Origin of the sequence: Burkholderia sp. Ax-1724 (assembly GCF_011752995.1) — a bacterium.
In the GTDB taxonomy this organism is placed as follows: domain Bacteria; phylum Pseudomonadota; class Gammaproteobacteria; order Burkholderiales; family Burkholderiaceae; genus Paraburkholderia.
The window spans coordinates 141,316-162,675 of record NZ_VWWL01000015.1 but is presented as its reverse complement, the minus strand read 5'-3'; the positions used below and the strand labels follow the sequence as shown (position 1 = coordinate 162,675).

Below are 21,360 nucleotides of genomic sequence, written 5' to 3'. Positions count from 1 at the left end.
GATTCACCGATTCTGGAGCCTGTCATGTCACATGCTGCACAGTTCTATATCGACGGACAGTGGGTCGAACCCGCGTCCGCCGTCTGGTTCGACCTCGTCGATCCATCGACGGAAAAGGTCTTCGACAAGCTTGCGCTCGGCAACGCGGCCGATGTCGATCGCGCGGTCGCCGCCGCGCGCCGCGCATTTCCGGCGTGGTCCGCGACCAGCGTGGCCGAGCGGGTGGCGTTGCTCAAGCGCGTCGTCGCCGTCTACGAACGTCGTTACGACGAATTCGCCGAATTGATGCGCCGCGAAATGGGTGCGCCGATCACGTTTGCGCGCAACGGTCAGGCCGCGCGCGGACCGGCGCATCTGAACGCATTGATCGAGGTGCTCGAGCGTTTCGAATTCGAGGAACAGCGCGGCAATACGCGTGTCGTGCTGGAACCGATCGGCGTCTGCGGACTCATCACGCCGTGGAACTGGCCGATCAATCAGATCGTCGTGAAGATCGCCCCGGCGCTGGCCGCGGGCTGCACGATGGTGCTCAAGCCGAGCGAGTATTCGCCGCTCAGCGCGCTGGCGTTCGCGGAAGTGCTGCATGACGCGGGCGTGCCCGCCGGCGTGTTCAATCTCGTCAATGGCGATGGTCCGGGTGTCGGCGCGGCGATTGCGAGTCATCCGGACATCGACATGGTGTCGTTTACCGGCTCGACGCGCGCGGGCGTGCTGGTCGCACAATCGGCGGCCGAGACCGTGAAGCGCGTCGCGCAGGAACTCGGCGGCAAGTCCGCCAACCTCCTGCTCGACGACGTCGATCTCGAACAGGCGGTTACACGCGGCGTGGCAGCGTGCTTTACGAATTCGGGCCAGTCGTGTTCGATCCCGACGCGCATGCTGGTGCCGCGTCATCTGATGAACGACGCGGCGCAGATCGCGAAGCACGCGGCGCAGGCGTATCGCACCGGCCCGACCGACGATCCGGCGACGCAGCTCGGCCCGCTTGTCAACGCGAGTCAGTTCAAGCGTGTGCAGGCGCTGATCCAGACCGGTATCGACGAAGGCGCGCGCCTCGTCACGGGCGGCATCGGACGGCCGGACGGCATCGACGCGGGCTACTATGCGCGCCCGACAGTGTTCGCCGATGTCGCGCCGCACATGACGATCGCGCGCGAGGAGATCTTCGGGCCGGTGCTGTCGATGATTCCCTACGACTCGGAAGAAGAGGCGATCGCGATCGCGAACGGCACCGACTACGGTCTCGCGGCCTACGTGCAATCCGCCGATCTCGCGCGTGCGCGCAAGGTGGGCCGCGCGTTGCGCGCGGGCGGCGTACATCTGAATTACCCGCCCGCCGATTTCCAGGCGCCTTTCGGCGGCTATAAGCGCTCGGGCAACGGGCGCGAGTGGGGCGAAGCCGGCTTGCGCGAATACCTGGAAACCAAGGCGATGGTCGGTTACGGCGCAGAGTGAAAATTTCCGCGCGCAGACCGGTTCGCATCATGCCTGCCTGGCGCACCGTTTTAAAAACAGTCTGAATTACTGAGGAATCGCGATGGATACCAACGACCGTTTCAACAAAGGCTTCAACAACCGCAAGGAAGTGCTCGGCGCCGCGCACGTCGAGAAATCGTGGGCGAATGCCGACGACTTCAACCGGCCGATGCAGAAGTTCGTCACCGAAAGCTGCTGGGGCGACATCTGGGGCGACCCGACGCTGTCGTTCAAGACGCGCAGCATGCTGAACCTCGGCATGCTCACCGCGATGAGCCAGCACCACGAGCTGGCGGTGCATGTAAAGGGCGCGCTGCGCAATGGCGTGACGAAGGAAGAGATCCGCGCGGTGCTGATGCAGGCGGCTGCGTATTGCGGCGCGCCGCTCGCGCTGGCGGCGTTTCGCGTCGCGAGCGAGGCGATCAAGGCATACGAAGCCGAAGCGGCGGCTTCCTGATCCGGCAAAAAAGCACACGAAAGCCACGGGGTAACGCAGGGAGAACCCGCACCGCGCGCGGTGCGCATAACGAATGGAGACAGCCATGAAAGCGCTGACTGCGCATGACGTCGTAGAGTCGGAGGGCGAACAGTCGATCGAAACGAAGAGACGCAACGCGATCAAGGGCGCGTTCTTTTCCGAATTCATCGACATGTTCGATATCTATTTGCCGGTGGTGGTGCTTTCGCCCGTACTCGGCTATTTTCAGCCGCCGCATCTGTCGGCGGGCATGGAGGCGATTCTCGCATCGCTGGTGTTCATCACGACGCTGCTCGGACGGCCGGTCGGCTCGCTGCTGTTCGGCATGATCGCGGACCGCATCGGGCGTCGCAAGGCCTCGATCTGGTCGGTGTCGGGCTTCGGCGTGGTGACGTTGCTGATCGCGCTTCTGCCTGGCTATCAGCACATCGGCATCGCGTCGTACTGGCTGCTGGTGCTGCTGCGGTTCGTCGACGGGATCTTTCTCGGCGGCGGCTACACCGGTGCGATGCCGCTCGCGATCGAGTATGCGAAGAAGGAGCAGCGTGGTTTCGTCGGCGGCTTCATCATTGCCGGATTTCCGGCCGCGTACGTGACGATCAACCTCGTTGCGATGCTGATGTTCGCGCTCTTTCCGCTGAGCGGCATGAATTCGCCGTACGCGCAATGGGGCTGGCGCATTCCGTTTGTGCTCGGTGCGGCGCTCGCGGGCCTGCTCGCGATGTACTACGTGCGCAAGGTCGCCGAATCGGAAGTCTGGAAGAGCGAGGCCGCCGACAAGCCGACGGTCACCGAAAAACTGCCGCTTTCCGATCTGCTGCGCGGCAAGAGCGGGCGCAACCTGCTGCAGGTGCTGGTGATGATGACGGGCTTCTGGCTCACGCAGAACATCATTACGATCTTCCTGCCCACGGGGCTGCTCGTGAAGACGCTGCACCTGACCGGCTTCCAGATGACCGCCACGCTGATGCTCACGTACTTCGTGCTGTTTTTCAGCTACATCGCCTCGGGTCTGGTCGCGCAGCGTATCGGACGACGTCGCTTCTTCGTGATCGTCGGTCCGCTGATCGCCACGCTCGGCGCCGTGCTGCTGTACGTGCTCGCGAACGTGGACGGACTGTCGTTGCCGGCCATCATGCTGCTGACCTGCGTACTCGCGGTGCTCGTCACGTCGCCGTGGGGCGTGATCGTCACGTACATCAACGAGCGGTTCGTGACGGACGTGCGCGCGACCGGCTTCGGCGTCGGCTTCAGCCTCTCGGTCATCATCCCGTCGTTCTACGCGTTCTATATGAACTGGCTCGGCGCGTTCATGCCGCTGCGGCTCACGTCGGTCGTGCTGCTGTGCGTGGGCGGGCTGCTCGGCATGATCGGCGCGATGATGGGTCCGGAAACGAAAGATGTCGATTTCTAATTGCGAAGCAGAGGAACGGAAGTCATGAACAAGGAAAGGGTAGGTTTTATCGGCCTCGGCAACATGGGCGGACGCATGGCGCAGCGCCTCGTTGGCGCGGGCATCGCGGTGCTCGGTTACGACACGGCGCGGGAGCGCGTCGAAGCAGCCGGCGCGCAGGCTGCCGGCACGCTGCGCGAAGTGGTCGGCTACGCGGACGTCGTGATGCTGTCGCTGCCTGACAGCAAGGTGGTCGAAGCGGTCGTCGAAGGCGAGGACGGTGTGCTCGCGCATTGCCGCGCCGGACAGATCGTCGTCGATCTGAGCACGGCCGCCGCGAGTTCGACGATCCGCCTCGCGAAGCGCTTCGCCGAGCGCGGCGTGCGTTACGTCGACGCGGGTATTTCGGGTGGCGCGGCCGCAGCCGAGAAGGGCACGCTGACGCTGATGGTGGGCGGCGAGGCCGAAGCGGTTGCCGAACTGCAATGGGCGTTCGGGCCGATCAGCTCGAAGGTCGCATACATGGGCGGGAGCGGCGCCGGTCACACGACCAAGCTGCTCAACAACTTCCTGAACGCAGTGAGCCTGGCTGCGAGTGCCGAGGTGATGGTGGCGGGCAAGAAGGCCGGGCTCGACCTGCACCTGCTGCTCGATGTGCTGAACAGTAGCAGTGGTGTCAACTTCGCGACGCTCAACCGTTTTCCGAAAATCGTCGACGGCGATTATCTCGAAGGTGGCCTGACCGGCAAGCTCATGACGAAGGACGTCGTGCTGTACGTCGATCGCGTGCGCGAACTCGGTGTGATGTCGCTGAACGCGGCGGGGCCGCTCGCGAGCTTCGGGCTCGGCACCGCGCTCGGCTATGGAGATGTGATCAGCAATCGGGTCGTCGATGCGATCGGCGACGTGTCGGGCGGCGTCCGGCTGTTCGACGGAGCAAAGGAGAAAAAAGCATGAAAGTCTTTCACGGCAGAGCGGCAGGCGCAATGTCCGAGCGTCGCGGCGATACGTTCACGGGGACGGTCTGGGCCGATCCGGTGATGCCCGCGACCAACGGCGTGACGATCAACACGGTGTGTTTCGAACCGGGCGGACGTACCTACTGGCACACGCACGAGTACGGCCAGGTGCTGCAGGTGACGGCCGGCCAGGGCTGGATTTGCCTCGACGGCGAGGAGCCGCGGCCGATCCGCCAGGGCGACATCGTGTTCATCGGCCCGAACGAGCGTCACTGGCACGGCGCGAGCGAAGGCAGCTACATGGTTCATATCGCGACGTCGATCGGCAAGGGGACGTGGCAGGAAGAGGTCGCGCAAGCCGATTATCCGAAGGGTGTGGGGGGCTGAGGTTCGTGCCGTCGCGCGCGTCGATGTTCCAGCCTGCGTTCGGGCCGACTTTCGCGTCCGGTTCGCCGCGAAGCTGAAGCTGTCCGGCGCGCGCCACCGATGTGAGGTTGCCGATATTGTTAAGCCTTCGATGGAATTGACATCATGACCCAGACTCCGCCGCAACCCGATCTGTCACGCCTGCGCGACGAACTCGCGAGCCTGCACGGTCAGGCGAGTCCCGAGTGGGACAGCCTCATGAGGCTCGCCCCGGTTTTCGTCGCCGCGTATCTGAAGTTCGCCGGCGTACCGCGGCGGCGCAACCATCTCGACGACAAGACCCGCGCGTTCATCGCGCTGGCTGCCGACGCCTGCGCGACGCAGCTCTATGCGCCCGGTGTGGCGCGTCACATCGAGCGGGCACTATCGTTCGGCGCGACGCGCGATGAACTGGTCGAAGTACTCGAATTGATCAGCACGATCGGTATTCATACCAGCAACGTCGGCGTGCCGGTGCTGCTGGAAGTTCTGGAAGAAGAGGGCTTGCGCGACGGCCCGGCCCCACTCGACGAGCGGCGGCAGGCGCTGAAAGCCGCGTTCGAGAAGAACCGCGGCTACTGGCATCCGAGCTGGGAAGGGCTGCTCGAACTCGATCCGGACCTGTTCGACGCATACGTCGAATTCTCTTCGGTGCCGTGGCGTAGCGGTGTGCTGAGCCCGAAGCTCAAGGAATTCATGTATTGTGCGTTCGATGCGTCGGCCACGCATCTGTACGTACCCGGCCTCAAGCTGCACATGCGCAATGCGCTGCATTATGGAGCGACGGCTGAAGAACTGATGGAATTGCTGGAGATCGTCAGCGTGACGGGCATCCACGGCGCGGAACTGGGCGCGCCGCTGCTCGAAGCCGCGCTGGCGAATGCCGCTGGCGCGCCGGAGAAACCGCATGCGTGATGCCACAAAACCCGAGCCGATGTTTTCGTTGCGTGCCGCGCCGGGCGACCTGTCCGACTCGCACAATGTCGATGCGCCGCGCACGATATTCACCTCTGCGATTGCGTCCGCGTTTTCGTCCGCATTTTCATCGGTAGCCGGCAAGACAGCTGGGCCGTGCCATTCCGCGTGGCGCGCAATGCAATCGCCGCCCCTGTCGGCACTTGCGTCGAACGGCAACGAGCACACGAGTGTGCGGGCCGTCGCGATTCTCGGCTACAACTGACGTGCGATGCTCCCCATGAGCAGTCAATCCGCCACGCTTGTCGTATTGCGACACGGCCAATCGGTATGGAATCGCGCGAACCGCTTCACCGGCTGGAGTGACGTCGGACTCTCCGCGCAGGGCGTGACGGATGCCCAGCGCGTCGGTGAGCAGTTGCGCGCTGCGGGTCTGCACTTCGACCTTGCGGTTACGTCGGCATTATCACGAGCCACCGATACGCTCACGCACGCGTTGCACACGTTCGACCGGCCGGTGTCGAAAACGATTCGCTCGTGGCGGCTGAACGATCGGCACTACGGGGCGCTGACCGGCATGGAAAAAGATGAGGCAGCGCTCGCGTATGGCGCGCAATGCGTGCGGCAATGGCGGCGCGGTTTCGACCTTGCGCCGCCGCCGCTCGATGCCGTCGCGCATGCGAAGCTGGTGGGCGCGCTGTGCGATGACGCGATGCCCGCGCCCGCTGCGCTGCCGCGCACCGAGAGCCTGCGCGATACGCTGCATCGCGTGCTGCCGCTGTGGGACGACTGCGTCGCGCCGGCACTCGTGCGTGGGCAGTCGGTGCTGATGGTCGGTCACGGCAACTCGTTGCGCGCACTGTTCAAGCAGCTCGACCAGATTGGCGATGACGCGATCGCGCAGGTCGAGGTCGCGCATGCCGAACCGCTCGTGATGAGGTTCGACGCCGCGCTTGAGATCTGTTCGCGCATGCCGCTCGGCGCGCTGCTCCCGACCCGCTGAAAGGCATGCCGTTTCTCGCCGTGATGGGCTATGGATGCTGTCCGTCACGATACCGGTGAAGTATCATGGAGGCTGAATTTTGTCGGACGGGAATACAATAATGCTAACAGACATGGACCTGGTGAGGCCTGAGACGCTGCGTCATCAGGTGGAAAATGTGCTTCGGCAAGCGATTGTAAGCGGGCGTTTCGCACCTGGTGCGCGCCTTATCGAACGGGAATTGTGCGAGACGCTCGGCGTGAGCCGTACGTCGGTGCGTGAGGCGCTGCGCAGGCTCGAAGCCGAAAAGCTCGTGCGCAACGTGCCGCACAAGGGGCCGATCGTCGCCGTCATGTCGAAACACGAAGCCAGCGAGCTGTACGCGCTGCGTGGTCTGCTCGAAGGTTTCGCCGCGCATGAGTTCGCCCGCCTTGCCAGCGACGATGCAATCGCGCGCTTTGGCGAGGTCGCGAAGGAGCTGCGCGCGGAAGCTGTCGCGCAGAACCAGGACGGCGTGCTGCGCGCGAAGACGGCACTCTATGGCGTGCTGCTCGATAACTGCGGCAACACGCTCGTCAGGGAAGTCCTTAACAGTCTTTATTCGCGCATCAATCTGCTGCGTACGACGTCGTTGATGAATCCGGACCGGCTGCCCAATAGTCTGCGCGAAATCGACAAGCTTTATAAGGCGCTGAAGGCACGCGACGCCGATGCGGCCCAGGAGCTTGCGCGGCTGCACGTAGCGAATGCCGAGAAGGCAGCGCAGCGGATGCTGGAAGACACCGAGTAGCGTCTGCGCATCCGCGTGGTGCAGCTGTTGTGCGCCATGATCCGAAGCGATGAGAGTCGTTCTCCGGGCCCTGCCTCAACTCTCCCGCTGCTTTTCAAACCCCACGGTAATCGCCGCCGACATCTCCGCCGCGTATCGCTTCATTGTTTCAGCCAGCTTTTCGATTCCCTGGTCCACCACCCGGCGATAGGGCCCCGTAATGCCGAGGCTGAAAATGACCTCGCCGCGTCCGAGCATCAGGGGGACGCCGATGGCCGCCAGTCCCTCGTCGACCTCGCCCAGGCACGTTGCGTATCCCCGTGCACGCACGTTCTCCAGATCCGCCATCACTTCCGATTTTTCGCTCTTGGTCTTGCTCGTCCTTTGCGTGAGCGGCTGGGCGAGAAGGTGCTCAACCGTTTCGGCATCCTGATAGGCGGCGATGGCTTTAGCCGTCGCGGCATTGAAGACGTGCATCTCGCTGCCGGGCAGCACATAACCGCGCCATGGCGTGTCCGGTGCTTCCGTGAGGATGGAGCGGACCACACCGTGCTCCAGTTTCGTGATGTAGGCCGTTTCGCCCGTCTCCTGCACGAGTTCGCGCAGATAGCCTCGCACCACGGAGTCCAGCCACGCATTCTTCGTCGTGGCGTAGATGAGGCGGCGCATCCGCGCGCCGACCAGATAGCTCGTCGCCCCCCCTTTTCTCGTCTCCACCAGCCGGCATTCCAGCATCGACTTGAGCAGCCGGTGACCGCTCGGTTTCGGCAAGCCCAGCATGGCCGTGATTTCCGACAGCGATAGACCGTCCGGAAAGCCGGCCAGCAATTCAAGGATGCGCATGTAGCGCTCGAGCGGGGGGGCGTCGTCCAGACCCGGCATGTCGTTCTTCCTGATTTTTGATGGATTAAAGGGCGTTGCCTGGCTTGACAACGCTTATTTGGCCACGCACCATGAATCGTAAATCGAAACTATATTTCGAAAATCGAGACACTGCAATAAATCGCTAGCCCTTGGAGATCCAACGATGATCACGTACCTGAAGCGCGCAATGTCACTTCGTATCGCCTGTGCATGGCTCACCGCTGGCGCAGCCGTTTCACCTTGCGCGGCATGGGCCCAGCAGATACCCGTCGGCGTGACAGCGCCGATGACGGGAGCATTGTCCCTGACGGGCAAGGGCTATGTCGATGCGCTCAAGCTGGCGGAGCAGGACATCAACGCGGGCGGCGGTATCAATGGTCGCAAGGTCGGCCTGTCGTTCCAGGATGCGCAGGCGTCGAACGGCACTGCGATCAACGCGTTCATCAAGGTCGTGCAGGAGCAGAAGCCCGATTTCGTATTCCTGACGAGTTACAGCACGCAGAACGTCGCGGTCGGCCCGGAAGTGCTGAAGGCGCAGCGTCCGGCCATGTACGCGGGCGGTGCCGACATCGTCGCGGAGCAGAAGAACCCGTGGATGTTCCGCATCCGTCCGAGCGACGGCCTGACGGCCGAGGCGATGGCGCGTTACGCGCACGAACAGTTGCACTCGACGAAACCCGGCATCCTCTACATCCAGAACGACTTCGGCCAGGGCGGCGCGAAGGCCGCGCAGAAGGCATTTGCGGCAGCGGGGATTACGGTGGTGGGCGCCGAAGCCTATGGCCAGAACGACAAGGACATGTCCGCGCAGATCCTGTCCCTGAAGAACAAGGGTGCCGATTCGATCCTCCTGTTCGTCTATCCGCAGGACGGCGCGTTGCTGCTGCATCAGATCAAGCTGCTCGGCCTCAAGACGCCGGTCGTTTCGTCGTCGGCCGCGTTCGTGCCGGCCGCGATGCAACTGATTTCGCCTGACGATCTGCAAGGCGTCTACGGCGTCGTCGATGCGATGCTGACCTCGCAGCCCGCGGCGCAATCGTTCCTCAAGCGGTTCAAGGCCGCCTACGGCGTGGACGCCGATCCGTATGCCGCCGCCTATTACGACGGCGCGATGATGATGGCGCAGGCGATGCGCACAGTCGGCACCGATCCGGTCAAGGTGCGCGACTATCTGCGCACGTTGAAGGACTTCAAGGGCGTGGCGCACATCTATACGTTCGATGCCGCGGGCAACGGCGTGCATGACGTGTCGATCGTGAAGTTCGCACCCGGCACCAAGGACATGCAACTGATCCAGCAGATCACGAGCAAGTGATGCCGAGCGAGGCGCCATTTCCATTCGCCGCGTTCACGCGCGTTTCCCTGTCCCGCGGACCCGGATCATGCAACAGCTTCTTCAACTCCTGGTGAACGGCGTCGCGCTCGGCAGCGTCTATGCGCTTGCCGCGCTCGGCTTCGTCATCGTCTATTCGGCGACGGGCGTCGTGAATTTCGCTGCGGGCCAGTTCGTCATGCTCGGCACGTTCTTCGGCGTCGCGGCCATTGTGCAGGCGCATTTTCCGATCGCGCTCGGCTATCTCGCCGCGGTGATCGGCATGGCGCTGTTCGGCGTGCTGTTCTTTCTCGGCGTGCATCTGCCGTTGCGCAAGAGGCCCGTCGTCTCGGTCATCATCGGCACGGTGGCAATCGGCATCGTCATGCAGAACGCGGCGCTGCTGATCTGGGGACCGTGGCCCGCGCGCCTGCCGTCCCCGTTCGGCGACACCGTGATATCGATTGCGGGCGCGGCGATCAGCATGCACGCGCTCGCCACCATCGTGATCACCGCGCTCCTGATCGCGGCGCTGTACGCGCTGCTGTATCGCACCGGTATCGGTCGCTCGATGCGCGCAATCGCTCAGGATAGCGAAGCGGCGCGTCTGATCGGCTTGCCGGTCACGCTGACGCTGATCGTCACCTGGGTGCTAGCGGCTGCGTGTTCGGCGTTTGCGGGCCTGCTGGTCGGCCCCATGTGGTTTGCCGACGTCAACATGGGAGAACCGGTGGCGCTCAAAGCGTTCGCGGCGACGGTGATCGGCGGCTTCGGCAGCGTGCAGGGCGCGATTCTCGGCGGACTCTTCGTCGGTCTCGTGGAGATTCTCGGCGCCTCGTATCTCACGTCGACCTACAAGGACCTGTTGGCCTTCGGCGTGATGATCGCCTTCCTGCTGGTGCGTCCTCAGGGCATCTTCGGCGAAAGAATTGGAGATCGCGGATGAACCGCTCACGCTTTCTGTCGGCTGTACCGGTTGGCGTCGCGCTGGCCGTGGCGCTCGCGCTGCCGGCGTTCTGTTCCGACTATATGGTGCGGCTGTTGTCCACGGCCGCCATCGCATCGATCGCCGTGCTCGGCCTGAATCTGGTGTTCGGTTATGCAGGTCTGATTTCGCTCGGGCAGGCGGCGTTCATCGGCATTGGCGCGTACACGGTGGCTGTGCTGACCACCCAGACGGGCTGGAGTCCATGGCTCGCGAGCATGGCCGGTGTGGCGCTGTGCGGCGCGTTCGCCTATGTCGTGGGCATCGTACTGCTGCGTCTGAAAGGTCACTATCTCGCGCTCGCGACGCTGGGGCTGAACGTCAGCTTCGGCATCGTCGTGTCGAACTGGACCAGCCTGACGGGCGGCACGGACGGCATCGCCAGCATTCCCTCGCTAACGCTCGGATCGTTCGCGCTCGACACCGACGCGAGACTGTACCTGTTTGCCACCGTCGTGCTGGTTGCGCTGTGTGCGCTGACGCAAGCCGTCCGCACGAGTCACCTGGGCCGCAGCATGATCGCTGTGAACGACGACGAGATGGCGGCCGGCATGAGCGGCATCGCCGTCACGCGCGCGAAGGCCGCGGCGTTTGCGATAGGCGGTGCGTTTGCCGGCGTATCCGGATGCCTCTTCGCGGTCCACAACCGCTTCGTTTCGCCGGACGACTTCTCGTATGTGCAATCGATTCTCTATCTGTCGATGCTGGTGGTCGGCGGCGCGGGCTCGATCGTCGGCGCGGTGATCGGCGCGGTGGGCGTCACGTTGCTGCCCGAGTTGCTGCGCGGCGCCGGCAACGCGTATCTGCTGATCTTCGGCGTGCTGGTGCTGGTCGTCCTGATCGTTTTGCCCGACGGCCTCGTCAGTCTCGCGCGGCTGCCCGTGTTCCGACGCCGTCAGCGCTCGCCACGGCTCGATCCGATCGCGGAGGAAAAATAATGCCGCTACTCGAAGCCAATGGTTTGGGCGTGACGTTCGGCGGCCTGAAGGCGCTCGCCGACGTCGATCTGCGGATCGACACGGGGGAACTGCTCGCGGTGATCGGGCCGAACGGCGCGGGCAAGAGCACGCTGCTCAACGCGCTCACCGGTCTCTACAAGCCGAGTGCGGGACGCGTCGCGTTCGACGGCAAGGACATCACGGGGATGCGGCCCGACATCATCGTGCGTGGCGGGGTGGGACGCATCTTCCAGAACGGCAAGCTGTTCCGGCGCCTGAGCGTGGTCGAGAACGTGATGCTCGGCGCGGCTATCGCGCCGGCGCCGGCCGGTTCGTTCGCGTCGCGCCGTCACGCGGAAGCGGCGTGGCGCGACGCCGCGCTGCAGATGCTCGAACGCTTCGGACTCGCGTCGCTCGCCACGCGCAGCATCGATTCGCTGTCCTACGGCAATCGCCGTCTCGTCGAAATGGCCAAGGTGCTGGCGGGCCGTCCGCGTTTGCTGCTGCTCGACGAGCCCGCCGCAGGTCTCAATCTCGGCGAGGTCGAGGCGCTGATGACGCGGCTCAGGCAATTGCGAGCCGATCACGACCTGACGATCCTGCTGATCGAGCACAACATGAGCATGGTCATGCGCCTGGCCGAGCGGATCGTCGTGCTGAATTTCGGGCAAAAACTCGCCGAGGGCACGCCCGCCGAAATCCAGCGCGATCCTCGCGTGCTCGAAGCGTACTTGGGAACCGGTTACGAACATGTTGAAGTGCAACCAGATTAAGGTCGCGTACGGCGACATCAGCGCGCTGCGCGGCGTGGATATCGAAGTGCGCGAAGGCGAGGCGATTGCGCTGATCGGTGCGAACGGCGCGGGCAAAACGACGCTGCTGCGCGCGATCTCCGGGCTGGTGCCGCTGAAATCGGGCAGCGTCCAGTATCAGGGCGGCGAACTCGGCGCACGCACGCCGGAAGCGCGCGTGCGGCTCGGCATCGCGCATGTGCCTGAAGGGCGCCGTATTTTCCCCGGTCTCACGGTGATCGAGAACCTGCTGGTCGGCGCGACCGCGCATCGCTCGACGAAGGCGGAAATTGCCGAGGATCTCGAATGGGTCCACGACCTGTTCCCGCGCCTTGCCGAACGGCGCACGCAACTCGGCTGGTCGCTGTCGGGCGGCGAGCAGCAGATGCTCGCGATCGGCCGGGCACTGATGTCGCGCCCGCGTCTGCTGATGCTCGACGAGCCGTCGCTCGGCCTCGCCCCGCGTCTCGCGGAAGACGTCTACGCGCGGATCGGCGCGATCAACCGCAAAGGCCTGAGCATGGTGATCGTCGAACAGAACACGGTGCTCGCGCTCAAGGTGGCGGCGCGCGCCTATGCGCTGGAGAACGGCAGCATTGCGATTGCCGGTTCGTCGAAGGAGCTGGCGAACAATCCGCGCATTCGCGAGGCCTACCTCGGCAAATAGCAACGGCGCGGCGAACCGGCGATAGCGCCGGTTCGCCCGATGAGAAAAGGGCGAACCATCCGGTAAATATTACGGATGGCTAATAAATATCGGCGAAGCGGGGTCCGCGAGCTCGGGCATGCCGTAACGGACATTCATCAAGTCATTCATCCTGGAGTAAACGTAATGACGACTACGGTCGGAATCGATGTGGGGGGTACGTTCACCGATCTCGTGCTCATCGACGACAGCACGGGCGACGTGCGGCTCGCCAAGGTGCCGAGCACGCTGGACAATCAGGCGCGTGGCGTATTGCAGGCGCTCGAACAGACCGGTGTCGCGCTCGACACCATCGGCAGCATCGTGCACGGCACGACCACGACGACCAATGCGGTACTGGAGCGCAAGCTGGCGAAAGTCGGCCTGATTACGACGCGCGGCTTTCGCGACGTGCTCGAACTCGGGCGCCGCACGCGCCCGACCGCATACGGTCTGCGCGGCAACTTCGTGCCGCTCGTCGCGCGTAACCTGCGTGTCGAAGTCGACGAACGCTGCGATGCATCGGGCAACGTGGTGACGCCGCTCGACGAGCGGCAGTTTATCGAGGCCATGAATCGACTCGTCGAGCAGGGCGCCGAGTCGCTGCTGATCCACTTTCTGCATGCCTATTCGAATCCCGGGCATGAACAGCGCGCGCTCGAACTGGCCGCCGAGCATTGGCCCAACGAATATGTAACGGCGGCCCATCAGATCACGGCGGAGTTTCGCGAGTACGAGCGAGGTACGGCGGGCGCGGTCAACGCCTCGGTTCAGCCGATTCTCGACCGCTATGTGCGGCGGCTTCAGGACGAATTGCAGAACGCGGGCTTCGGCACCGATCTGCTCGTGATGCAAGGCAACGGCGGCACGGTGCCGGCCCGCGCGGTAAGCCGCACGGCCGTCAACACGGTGATGTCCGGACCCGCATCCGGCGTGATGGCCGCCGCGCACGTGTCGCGCGTGTGCGGCTTTCCGAACCTGATTACTTACGACATGGGCGGCACTTCGTCCGACGTGGCGTTGATCGAAGGGGGCGTGCCGAAAGTCTCGAGCGAACTCGAACTCGAATATGCGATGCCGATCCATGTGCCGATGGTCGACGTGCATACGGTCGGCGCGGGCGGCGGCTCGATTGCGCGCGTGAACGCGGGCGGCATCCTCAAGGTCGGGCCGGAAAGCGCGGGCTCGATGCCGGGCCCGATCTGCTATGGACGGGGCGGCACGTTGCCGACCATCACCGACGCCAATCTCGTTCTCGGCCGTCTGAATCCCGACAAGCTCCTGAGCGTCGACAACAAGGTGTCGATGGATTTCGTCGCCGACTGTATTCGCAAGGAAGTCGCGGAGCCGCTCGGTCTGAGCGTGCATGACGCGGCGGCGGCGATTCTGCGCGTCGGCAATCAGAATATGGCGAATGCGATCCGGCTCGTCAGTCTCGCGCGCGGTTACGATCCGCGCGATTTCGCGCTGTTCGGTTTCGGCGGCGCGGGGCCGCTGCATTCGACGGCGCTTGCGCGCGAGCTCGGTATCCCGACCGTGCTGATTCCGGTGCGACCGGGTTTGACCAATGCGCTCGGCTGCCTCGTCGCCGATGTGCGTCACGATCTGGTGCAGTCGTTCAACAAACCGCTGGGTCTCATCGACGACGCCGATCTCGAAGCCAGCCTCGCGCACCAGACCGCGGAAGGGCGCCAGCGTATCGAGAAAAGCGGCATCGCCGTGTTCGACATCGAGTTGCGCTACACGGCGGAAATGCAGTTCCAGGGGCAAAGCCATCTGCTGGTCGTCGACATTCTCCGCGAGCAGGCGACGCGCGCCGCGCTGGCCGCAGCGTTCGAAAAAGCGTACTGGCAGCGCTTCAAGGTCAAGCTGTCCGAACTGCGGCCGGTACTGGTATCGCTAAACACCAGCATCGTCGCGAAGCGCTACGTGCCGGACCTCGGCACGCTCGCGAAAGCCGAGCCCGTAGCGTCGCTTGCCGATGCGCGAGTCGGCATCCGGCCGGTGTGGTTCGAGCAGGGCGGCTGGCACGACACACCGGTCTTTCGCCGCGAACGCCTGCCCGAATGCGAATTCGCGGGCCCCGCAATCGTCGAGCAGCTCGATTCGACCACCGTGCTCGAACCGGGCAATACCGCGAAACTCGATAGCGCGGGCAATCTCATCGTGAAAGTTGCTGGATAAAAGAGGCTCTTATGAAGACCATCGATTCGGTCACCCTCAGCGTTATTCAAAGCGGGTTGCAGCAGGTCTGCAACGAAATGGATCTGGCGTTCTGCCGCGCCGCGTTTTCGCCGGTGATTTCGGAATCGCAGGACCGCTCGAACGGCATTTACGATCGCGAGACGGGGCGCCTGATTGCACAAGGCGATTACGGTCTGCCGATTTTCGTCGGCACGATGCAGTTCTCGACGCAGGAAGTCATCCGGCGTGCGAAGGAGATTCGCGAAGGCGACATCTTCGTCATCAACGATCCGTATATGGGCGGCACGCACCTGATGGACGTGCGTTTCACAATGCCGTTCTTCTATCGTGGCGAACTGTTCGCGTGGCTCGCGAATACCGGCCACTGGCCCGACATCGGCGGCATGGTGCCGGGCGGCTTTTCCGCGCACGCGACGGAGATCGAGCAGGAAGGCCTGCGCTTGCCGCCCGTCAAGCTCTTCAAGGAAGGTCAGCTCGATGAGGAGCTGCTGTCGATCATCATGTCGAACATCCGCATTGCCGAGCAGCGGATCGGCGACATCAAGGCCCAGGCCGCGGCGCTGACGATCGGCGCGGAACGTCTGACGCAAATGCTCGATCGTTACGGCAAGGACACGATAGAAGCGGCAATCGCGGCGCTCAACGATCGCTCCGAGGCACAGATGCGCGATTGCATCCGGCAGATTCCGGACGGCGAATATCGCGGCCGCTCGTATCTCGATTCGGACGGCGTGGTCGACGAGCCGCTCGTCATCGATCTCACGGTCACCAAACGGGGCGACTCGCTGACGTTCGATCTGTCGCAATCGAGTCCGCCGTGCCAGGGGCCGATGAACAGCGTGCTGGCGACCACCAAGGCATCGGTGTACCTCGCGATGAAGCACATCTTTCCGGACGTGCCGATCAACGCGGGAACGTTCGCGCCGATCGAGGTGCTCGATCCGGTCGGCACGTTTCTCGACGCGCAATATCCACGCCCGGTATCCGGCTGCGCGGCCGAAGTGAGCCAGCGCATCGCCGAGGCCGTGTTTCATGCGCTGGTCGATGCGCTGCCCGATCTGCTGTTCGCGGCGCCGGCCGGCACGACGGCGAATCTCGCGATTGGCGGCCACGATCCCGAACGCAACCGCTCGTACGTGATGTATGCGATTTCGGGCGGCGGCTATGGCGGCTATTCAGGCGGCGACGGATTGACGAACGGCTGCTCGACCATCGGCATTTCGAAGTCGCAGCCCGTGGAAATTCTGGAGCAGAATTATCCGATACTGTTCGAGCAATATGCGATTCATGAAGGATCGGGCGGCGCGGGCACGTATCGCGGCGGCATGGGGATTCATTTCCGCCTGCGTCTGCTGCGCGGCACGGCGAAGGCGTCGATGGTGATGGACCACGGCCGGTTCGGGCCGCCGGGCGCGCGCGGCGGCAAGGACGGCGGCAAGACGCGCATCGTCATCTATCGCGACGGCGAGCCGTATGAGCCGCCTCACGTCAGCAAGGATCAGGGCATCGTGCTGAAGGCGGGCGATATCGTCGAGGTGTTCACGCCGGGCGGCGGCGGCTTCGGCAATCCCGGCGAGCGCGCGCACGATGCGCTCGAGGCCGATATCGAACTCGGCTATTACACGCGCGAACTGGCCGAAGCGCTGTTTTCGTAACCCGGAGCGCGGCGCACAGCAGGTCGCGCGCGTCGCATTTTCTTCTTACGTCACGCAATCAGATCCATCAAATCATGACATATCCAGCCGATTCGTCCGCATCACGCGCCCTGTTCGAACGGGCACAACGTTCTCTGCCGGGCGGCAATACCCGCACGACGGTTTTCATGAAGCCGCATCCCGTGTATGCCGTGCGCGGCGAGGGGTGTCGCGTGTGGGATGCAGACGGTGTTGTCCGCATCGACTGCATCAACAATTTCACGTCGCAGATTCACGGCTATGGACATCCCGCGATCAAGGCGGCGATACAGGAGCAGCTCGAACTCGGCACTGCATTCGGCATGCCGACCGAATCGGAGATCGAACTGGCCGAGTTGCTCTGCGAGCGCATTGCATCAGTCGAAACCGTGCGGTTCATGAATTCGGGCACGGAAGCGGTGATGAATGCGCTCAAGGCGGCGCGCGCCTACACGGGCCGCGCAAAGATCGCCAAGGTGGAAGGTGCTTACCATGGCTCTTACGATTACTCGGAAGTCAGCCTCGATCCGACGCCGGAAAACTGGGGCGGCGTGCAGCCCGCTTCGGTCGCGTACGCCGCGGGAACGCCGCGCGGTGTGACCAATGACGTGATCGTCCTGCCGTTCAACGATCCCGAAGGGGCGCGACGTCTGATCGAACAGCATGGCGACGAACTCGCGTGCGTGCTGGTCGACCCGATGCCTAATCGCGCGGGTCTCGTTCCCGCAACGAGCGATTATATTCGCGCGCTGCGCGAGGCGAGCACCAAGGTCGGCGCGCTACTGGTTTTCGACGAAGTGATTACGTTGCGCATCGGCTATCACGGCGCGCAACCGTTCTGGAACGTCGAGGCGGATCTGACGGCGATGGGCAAGGTCATCGGCGGCGGGTTTCCGGTCGGCGCGGTGGGCGGAAGGCGCGACGTCATGGACGTGTTCAGCCCGCTGCGCGGCAAGCCGGCGTTACCGCACGGGGGCACGTTCTCGGCGAATCCGATGACGATGCGCGCGGGCCTTGCGGCGATGAAGCTGCTCGATCGGGAAGCGTTCGCCCGTCTCGACGCGATCGGCGATGCGGTGCGGGATGGGATGCGGGCTTCGTTGCGCCGGCATGGCGTACCGGGGAGTGTCGTCGGGTGCGGTTCGCTGCTGAAGGTGCATTTGACCGCGCGGGAAGTCTCCGACTATCGCAGCGCGCTTCCCGACACGACCGAGGCTCAGCGGTTGAATGCTTTCAATCTCTCGCTGTTGAACCGGGGTGTCATGGCCGCGAGTTATGGCCTGATGGCGCTGTCCACGCCGATGACGGACAGTGACGTTGCCGAAATCGTCGCGGCCATGGACGGTGCGGTTCAGGATGTGGCAAGCCTGATGTAAGCACGGTTCCACGTAGGGCGAAGACGGTGACGGGCGGATCGGCAGGATTCGCCCGAAGTGTCGGTGCTAACACGTAAGATCGCAACGAACTCCTTATTAACACTAACGGCAGAAATTTCCTCTGCCGCGCCGAACTCAGAGATCGATAACCAGCACCGGCGTTTTCGAGCGCGAACAACACGGCAAAAACTGATCGTTTGCCGCGCGCTCCTCATCGGTCAGATAGACATCGCGATGATCCGGCTCTCCGGCCAGCACGCGAGTCAGACACGTCCCGCACACACCTTGCTCGCACGATACGGGCACCTCGATGCCGCACGTGCGCAAAGCCTCGACGACGGTCGTGCCCGCGGGAACCTCCACCAGCTTGCCGGAACTCGCGAGCGACACCTGGAACGCCACATTGCTGTCGCTGCTACCCTCGACCTCCTGCCTCGCGCCGAAGTATTCGCGATGCAGGTTCGCGGCGGGCCAGCCTGCGTTCGTCGCCGCGCCGAGCACTGCGTCGATGAATCCGGCCGGGCCGCATACGTACACATGCGTGTCCTGGTCCGGCTGGGCAAGCACGGCTTGAAGGTCGATCCGTTGCTCGGCCGTGTCGCTATCGAAGTACAGGTGCGAATGCTCTTTCAGTCCGGCTTGCGCGAGGCGATCGAGGAATGCCGCGCGCGCGGGCTCGCGTGTGCAGTAGTGCAGTTCGAACGAGCGGCCGGTGTCGAGAAGCTCCATCGCCATGCACAGAATCGGCGTGATGCCGATGCCGCCGGCCAGCAGAATGGTGTGCTTTGCATGCGCGTCGAGCGGAAAGTGATTGCGCGGCTCGCTGATCTCGAGCGTGGCGCCGGCGGCGTAGGCATGCATCGCGATGGACCCGCCGCGCGAGGCGGGATCGCGCAGCACGCCGATCTGATACACCCCGCGTTCGGCGGGGCTGTTGCACAGCGAATACTGGCGCGTAAAACCGTCGACGTGCACGTCGATATGCGCGCCGGCCGAGAACGGCGGCAGCGGCTCGCTATCGGCGGACGACAGTTCGAACAGGCAGATGTCGGTGGCGAGGGGCAGCTTGCGTGTAATGATGGCTTTCATGGCGCTTCGAATAACGGTGAGGCGTTCACGGCGGCCGTGCGGCCGCCTCGCTCGCAACCTCGAGTTAGCATTCCTGCTGCAGGATTCGATCCAGCACACGGCGCGACTGCACGCCGCCTGCATCGATGTTGAGCTTCATGATCGGCCGCTCCGGCCAGCGCGACAGGTTGCGCTGCTGCGCCTCGAGAATTTCGAGGTCTTCCGAGAAGATGCGGCCCTGGCCCGTGCGGATCGTCTCGGTCAGTGCCGTGTCGTTGACGGCGAAATTGCGCGCCATGCCCCAGAAATACCAGATCGACGTTTCGGTTTCCGGCGTGATGAAGTCGACCACGATGCTCGACACCTTGTGCTCGGAGTTCGCGTCATAACCGCCGTGGCCGGCATGCGCAACGCCGACTTCGATCATCACGTGGCTCGGCGGCGTGAAGTGGCAGATCTGCCAGCGATCGCACGGCACGTCGTCGGCGAGGCCGTTGCCGCGCAGCGCGGCGGCCCAGAACGGCGGCGGCGCGATGTTCTCCATGAAGCGGCTCGTCGTGACGGTGTCGCCGTCGACCTTCGTGGCGGGCGGGGCTTCCTCGATCTCAGGCTGGCCGATGCTCGTCGCGTGCACGTAGGTTTCGTGCGTCAGGTCCATCAGGTTGTCGATCATCAGGCGGTAATCGCAGTCGATGTGATAGAGCCCGCCGCCATAAGCCCACGCGGGATTCTCCGCCCAGTCGAGATGATGGATCGTCGCGGGGTCCGCCTTGCCGGCGTCGCCGGGCCAGACCCAGATAAAGCCGTATCGTTCGACGGTCGGGAACACGCGCACCGACGGAATGCCGCCGACACGCTGACACGGCATGCTCACGCACTTGCCGTTCGCGCCCATGGTGAGACCGTGGTAGCCGCACACGAGCAGGCCGTCGCGCACGCTGCCGAGCGACAGCGGCGCGCCGCGGTGCGGGCAGAAGTCTTCGAGCGCGGCCACGGAGCCGTCCGCCGAGCGATAGAACACCATGCGCTCGCCGCAAATCTGCCGGCCGAGCGGCTTGCCGTCGATTTCATCGGGCGTGCAGGCAACGTACCACGCGTTTTTGGGAAACATGTTCTCTCCTCCATGGCGCATCGCGGCGCCCTGTGTCTATGGGATAGGTCAGGCGGTGGGGTGACCGCGTGCGCGGTCCGGGATCTAGCGTGTGCCGCGGCGGATCAGATTCCCGCCGATCAGGCGCGATAACGCGCGCTGGTTTTCGAGCACGCGGTTCAGGTTCTCGTGCGCGATTCGCGCGTGCTCGCGCATCAACGCTTCGGCGCGCGCACCTTCGCGATTCTCGATTGCCGAGAGCACCGCGCGATGCTGGGCCTGGGCGACGACCAGCGTTTCGCGCGCGCGCGGGTCCAGCGACTGCACGACGACGAAGGCGCTCGCCGACGCGAACGGCAAGGTCGACGCTTTTTCGATCTGGCGCTGCACGACCTGACTGCCCGACGCGCTGGCGAGGAGCCGATGGAAGTTCGCGTTCGCTTCCACGTAGCGCGAAAAGGTTTCTTCGGAAAGTTCGCCGACCAGCAAGGCGTCGATTTCGTCGACGCAATCGTTGAGGTCGCGAAACATCGTATGCGAGATGCCGCGCTCGGCCGCGAGCCTGGCCGCGAGTCCTTCGAGCGTGCCGCGCAGTTCGATCGAATCGCGGATTTCGTATTCGCTGAACGAGCGTACCGCAAAGCCGCCGGACGGGATCGGCTCGACCAGACCTTCTTCCTGCAACCGGATCAGCCCGGCCCTCACGGGCGTGCGCGACACGCCGAGGCGCTCGACGACCCAGAGTTCGGAGATGCGTTCTCCCGGGCTCAGGTCGCCGCCGAGAATCAGTTCTCTCAAGCCGAGAAGGGCGCGCACGGTTTGCGATGCCGAGGCGGCGGATTTGCTGTCGACGGTGGAATTTTCGATGTCGGGCATGGCATGTCCGGAAGGGTTGCGCGGGCGGGCCGATTCAGGAAATGGCTCGGCTGCCTCGCTCGATGGATACAGAGTGTATACATCGAGGCGCTATTTTCAAAACATAGCAGGGGGAATTAC

At 64.0% G+C, this 21,360-nt stretch carries 21 protein-coding genes; 17 read left to right on the top strand and 4 right to left on the bottom strand.

What is annotated here, in order from left to right:
- Window positions 1-24 precede the first annotated feature (24 nt).
- The 9 genes from F3J19_RS19155 (at window position 25) to F3J19_RS19115 (ending at window position 7,398) form a co-directional block, all read left to right on the top strand.
- A complete protein-coding gene (locus tag F3J19_RS19155; RefSeq protein WP_167044378.1) occupies window positions 25-1,455 on the top strand; it encodes an aldehyde dehydrogenase family protein in 1,431 nt (476 codons plus the stop codon).
- Window positions 1,456-1,537: 82 nt separating this feature from the next.
- Window positions 1,538-1,933 carry a carboxymuconolactone decarboxylase family protein gene (locus tag F3J19_RS19150; protein ID WP_167044375.1) on the top strand — a complete coding sequence of 132 codons (396 nt, stop codon included), beginning with the start codon at window positions 1,538-1,540 and terminating at the stop codon, window positions 1,931-1,933.
- 85 nt (window positions 1,934-2,018) lie between these two features.
- On the top strand, window positions 2,019-3,368 hold the full coding sequence (locus F3J19_RS19145; protein ID WP_167044372.1) for an MFS transporter: 1,350 nt from the start codon (window positions 2,019-2,021) through the stop codon (window positions 3,366-3,368).
- A gap of 24 nt (window positions 3,369-3,392) precedes the next feature.
- On the top strand, window positions 3,393-4,304 hold the full coding sequence (locus tag F3J19_RS19140; RefSeq protein ID WP_167044369.1) for an NAD(P)-dependent oxidoreductase: 912 nt from the start codon (window positions 3,393-3,395) through the stop codon (window positions 4,302-4,304).
- On the top strand, window positions 4,301-4,693 hold the full coding sequence (locus F3J19_RS19135) for a cupin domain-containing protein (protein WP_167044366.1): 393 nt from the start codon (window positions 4,301-4,303) through the stop codon (window positions 4,691-4,693). The genes F3J19_RS19140 and F3J19_RS19135 overlap by 4 nt, the downstream gene beginning before the upstream one ends.
- Before the next feature lie 144 nt (window positions 4,694-4,837).
- Window positions 4,838-5,626: a carboxymuconolactone decarboxylase family protein gene (locus F3J19_RS19130; RefSeq protein WP_167044363.1), complete on the top strand. Its 789-nt coding sequence runs from the start codon at window positions 4,838-4,840 to the stop codon at window positions 5,624-5,626.
- Window positions 5,619-5,891: a hypothetical protein gene (locus F3J19_RS19125; RefSeq protein WP_167044359.1), complete on the top strand. Its 273-nt coding sequence runs from the start codon at window positions 5,619-5,621 to the stop codon at window positions 5,889-5,891. The genes F3J19_RS19130 and F3J19_RS19125 overlap by 8 nt, the downstream gene beginning before the upstream one ends.
- A gap of 15 nt (window positions 5,892-5,906) precedes the next feature.
- The gene (locus F3J19_RS19120; protein WP_167044356.1) at window positions 5,907-6,629 is read left to right on the top strand and encodes a 2,3-bisphosphoglycerate-dependent phosphoglycerate mutase; all 723 of its coding nucleotides are present in this window, start codon (window positions 5,907-5,909) and stop codon (window positions 6,627-6,629) included.
- Window positions 6,630-6,729: 100 nt separating this feature from the next.
- Window positions 6,730-7,398 (top strand): GntR family transcriptional regulator, encoded by a 669-nt coding sequence (locus F3J19_RS19115; RefSeq protein WP_167044353.1) that lies wholly within the window; start codon window positions 6,730-6,732, stop codon window positions 7,396-7,398.
- A gap of 75 nt (window positions 7,399-7,473) precedes the next feature.
- On the opposite strand, the gene F3J19_RS19110 is transcribed toward F3J19_RS19115, so the two are convergent.
- A complete protein-coding gene (locus F3J19_RS19110; RefSeq protein ID WP_167044350.1) occupies window positions 7,474-8,259 on the bottom strand; it encodes an IclR family transcriptional regulator C-terminal domain-containing protein in 786 nt (261 codons plus the stop codon).
- Window positions 8,260-8,428: 169 nt separating this feature from the next.
- Here F3J19_RS19110 and F3J19_RS19105 point away from each other — a divergent pair, with 169 nt between their 5' ends.
- The 8 genes from F3J19_RS19105 to F3J19_RS19070 all read left to right on the top strand — a co-directional run bounded on the left by F3J19_RS19105 (window position 8,429) and on the right by F3J19_RS19070 (window position 18,206).
- Entirely contained in the window at window positions 8,429-9,556 is a 1,128-nt protein-coding gene (locus F3J19_RS19105) for an ABC transporter substrate-binding protein (protein WP_167044348.1), read from the top strand.
- 67 nt (window positions 9,557-9,623) lie between these two features.
- Window positions 9,624-10,499: a branched-chain amino acid ABC transporter permease gene (locus F3J19_RS19100; RefSeq protein ID WP_167044345.1), complete on the top strand. Its 876-nt coding sequence runs from the start codon at window positions 9,624-9,626 to the stop codon at window positions 10,497-10,499.
- Entirely contained in the window at window positions 10,496-11,476 is a 981-nt protein-coding gene (locus F3J19_RS19095; protein WP_167044342.1) for a branched-chain amino acid ABC transporter permease, read from the top strand. The genes F3J19_RS19100 and F3J19_RS19095 overlap by 4 nt, the downstream gene beginning before the upstream one ends.
- Window positions 11,476-12,249, top strand: a complete 774-nt coding sequence (locus F3J19_RS19090) for an ABC transporter ATP-binding protein (protein WP_167044340.1) — start codon at window positions 11,476-11,478, stop codon at window positions 12,247-12,249. Before F3J19_RS19095 ends, F3J19_RS19090 begins: the two co-directional genes overlap by 1 nt.
- Window positions 12,227-12,934, top strand: coding sequence for an ABC transporter ATP-binding protein (locus F3J19_RS19085; protein ID WP_167044337.1), 708 nt, complete (start codon window positions 12,227-12,229; stop codon window positions 12,932-12,934). The genes F3J19_RS19090 and F3J19_RS19085 overlap by 23 nt, the downstream gene beginning before the upstream one ends.
- Window positions 12,935-13,099: 165 nt before the next feature.
- Complete coding sequence (locus F3J19_RS19080) at window positions 13,100-15,136, top strand: hydantoinase/oxoprolinase family protein (RefSeq protein ID WP_167044334.1); 2,037 nt, start codon at window positions 13,100-13,102, stop codon at window positions 15,134-15,136.
- Window positions 15,137-15,147: 11 nt separating this feature from the next.
- Window positions 15,148-16,812 (top strand): hydantoinase B/oxoprolinase family protein, encoded by a 1,665-nt coding sequence (locus F3J19_RS19075; protein ID WP_167044331.1) that lies wholly within the window; start codon window positions 15,148-15,150, stop codon window positions 16,810-16,812.
- Window positions 16,813-16,979: 167 nt separating this feature from the next.
- Entirely contained in the window at window positions 16,980-18,206 is a 1,227-nt protein-coding gene (locus F3J19_RS19070) for an aspartate aminotransferase family protein (RefSeq protein ID WP_205193016.1), read from the top strand.
- Window positions 18,207-18,341: 135 nt separating this feature from the next.
- Here F3J19_RS19070 and F3J19_RS19065 read toward each other — a convergent pair whose 3' ends face one another.
- From F3J19_RS19065 to F3J19_RS19055, 3 genes are all read right to left on the bottom strand, one after another.
- Window positions 18,342-19,295, bottom strand: a complete 954-nt coding sequence (locus F3J19_RS19065) for a PDR/VanB family oxidoreductase (RefSeq protein ID WP_167044325.1) — start codon at window positions 19,293-19,295, stop codon at window positions 18,342-18,344.
- A gap of 64 nt (window positions 19,296-19,359) precedes the next feature.
- Window positions 19,360-20,385: an aromatic ring-hydroxylating dioxygenase subunit alpha gene (locus F3J19_RS19060; protein ID WP_167044322.1), complete on the bottom strand. Its 1,026-nt coding sequence runs from the start codon at window positions 20,383-20,385 to the stop codon at window positions 19,360-19,362.
- A gap of 84 nt (window positions 20,386-20,469) precedes the next feature.
- Entirely contained in the window at window positions 20,470-21,240 is a 771-nt protein-coding gene (locus F3J19_RS19055; protein ID WP_167044319.1) for a GntR family transcriptional regulator, read from the bottom strand.
- Between the last annotated feature and the right edge of the window lie 120 nt (window positions 21,241-21,360).

Bases quoted from the DNA above. Each gene is read 5' to 3' on its own strand.
- F3J19_RS19155 (WP_167044378.1), top strand. From the start codon at position 25: ATGTCACATGCTGCACAGTTCTATATCGACGGACAGTGGGTCGAACCC.
- F3J19_RS19150 (WP_167044375.1), top strand. From the start codon at position 1,538: ATGGATACCAACGACCGTTTCAACAAAGGCTTCAACAACCGCAAGGAA.
- F3J19_RS19145 (WP_167044372.1), top strand. From the start codon at position 2,019: ATGAAAGCGCTGACTGCGCATGACGTCGTAGAGTCGGAGGGCGAACAG.
- F3J19_RS19140 (WP_167044369.1), top strand. From the start codon at position 3,393: ATGAACAAGGAAAGGGTAGGTTTTATCGGCCTCGGCAACATGGGCGGA.
- F3J19_RS19135 (WP_167044366.1), top strand. From the start codon at position 4,301: ATGAAAGTCTTTCACGGCAGAGCGGCAGGCGCAATGTCCGAGCGTCGC.
- F3J19_RS19130 (WP_167044363.1), top strand. From the start codon at position 4,838: ATGACCCAGACTCCGCCGCAACCCGATCTGTCACGCCTGCGCGACGAA.
- F3J19_RS19125 (WP_167044359.1), top strand. From the start codon at position 5,619: ATGCGTGATGCCACAAAACCCGAGCCGATGTTTTCGTTGCGTGCCGCG.
- F3J19_RS19120 (WP_167044356.1), top strand. From the start codon at position 5,907: ATGAGCAGTCAATCCGCCACGCTTGTCGTATTGCGACACGGCCAATCG.
- F3J19_RS19115 (WP_167044353.1), top strand. From the start codon at position 6,730: ATGCTAACAGACATGGACCTGGTGAGGCCTGAGACGCTGCGTCATCAG.
- F3J19_RS19110 (WP_167044350.1), bottom strand. From the start codon at position 8,259: ATGCCGGGTCTGGACGACGCCCCCCCGCTCGAGCGCTACATGCGCATC.
- F3J19_RS19105 (WP_167044348.1), top strand. From the start codon at position 8,429: ATGTCACTTCGTATCGCCTGTGCATGGCTCACCGCTGGCGCAGCCGTT.
- F3J19_RS19100 (WP_167044345.1), top strand. From the start codon at position 9,624: ATGCAACAGCTTCTTCAACTCCTGGTGAACGGCGTCGCGCTCGGCAGC.
- F3J19_RS19095 (WP_167044342.1), top strand. From the start codon at position 10,496: ATGAACCGCTCACGCTTTCTGTCGGCTGTACCGGTTGGCGTCGCGCTG.
- F3J19_RS19090 (WP_167044340.1), top strand. From the start codon at position 11,476: ATGCCGCTACTCGAAGCCAATGGTTTGGGCGTGACGTTCGGCGGCCTG.
- F3J19_RS19085 (WP_167044337.1), top strand. From the start codon at position 12,227: ATGTTGAAGTGCAACCAGATTAAGGTCGCGTACGGCGACATCAGCGCG.
- F3J19_RS19080 (WP_167044334.1), top strand. From the start codon at position 13,100: ATGACGACTACGGTCGGAATCGATGTGGGGGGTACGTTCACCGATCTC.
- F3J19_RS19075 (WP_167044331.1), top strand. From the start codon at position 15,148: ATGAAGACCATCGATTCGGTCACCCTCAGCGTTATTCAAAGCGGGTTG.
- F3J19_RS19070 (WP_205193016.1), top strand. From the start codon at position 16,980: ATGAAGCCGCATCCCGTGTATGCCGTGCGCGGCGAGGGGTGTCGCGTG.
- F3J19_RS19065 (WP_167044325.1), bottom strand. From the start codon at position 19,295: ATGAAAGCCATCATTACACGCAAGCTGCCCCTCGCCACCGACATCTGC.
- F3J19_RS19060 (WP_167044322.1), bottom strand. From the start codon at position 20,385: ATGTTTCCCAAAAACGCGTGGTACGTTGCCTGCACGCCCGATGAAATC.
- F3J19_RS19055 (WP_167044319.1), bottom strand. From the start codon at position 21,240: ATGCCCGACATCGAAAATTCCACCGTCGACAGCAAATCCGCCGCCTCG.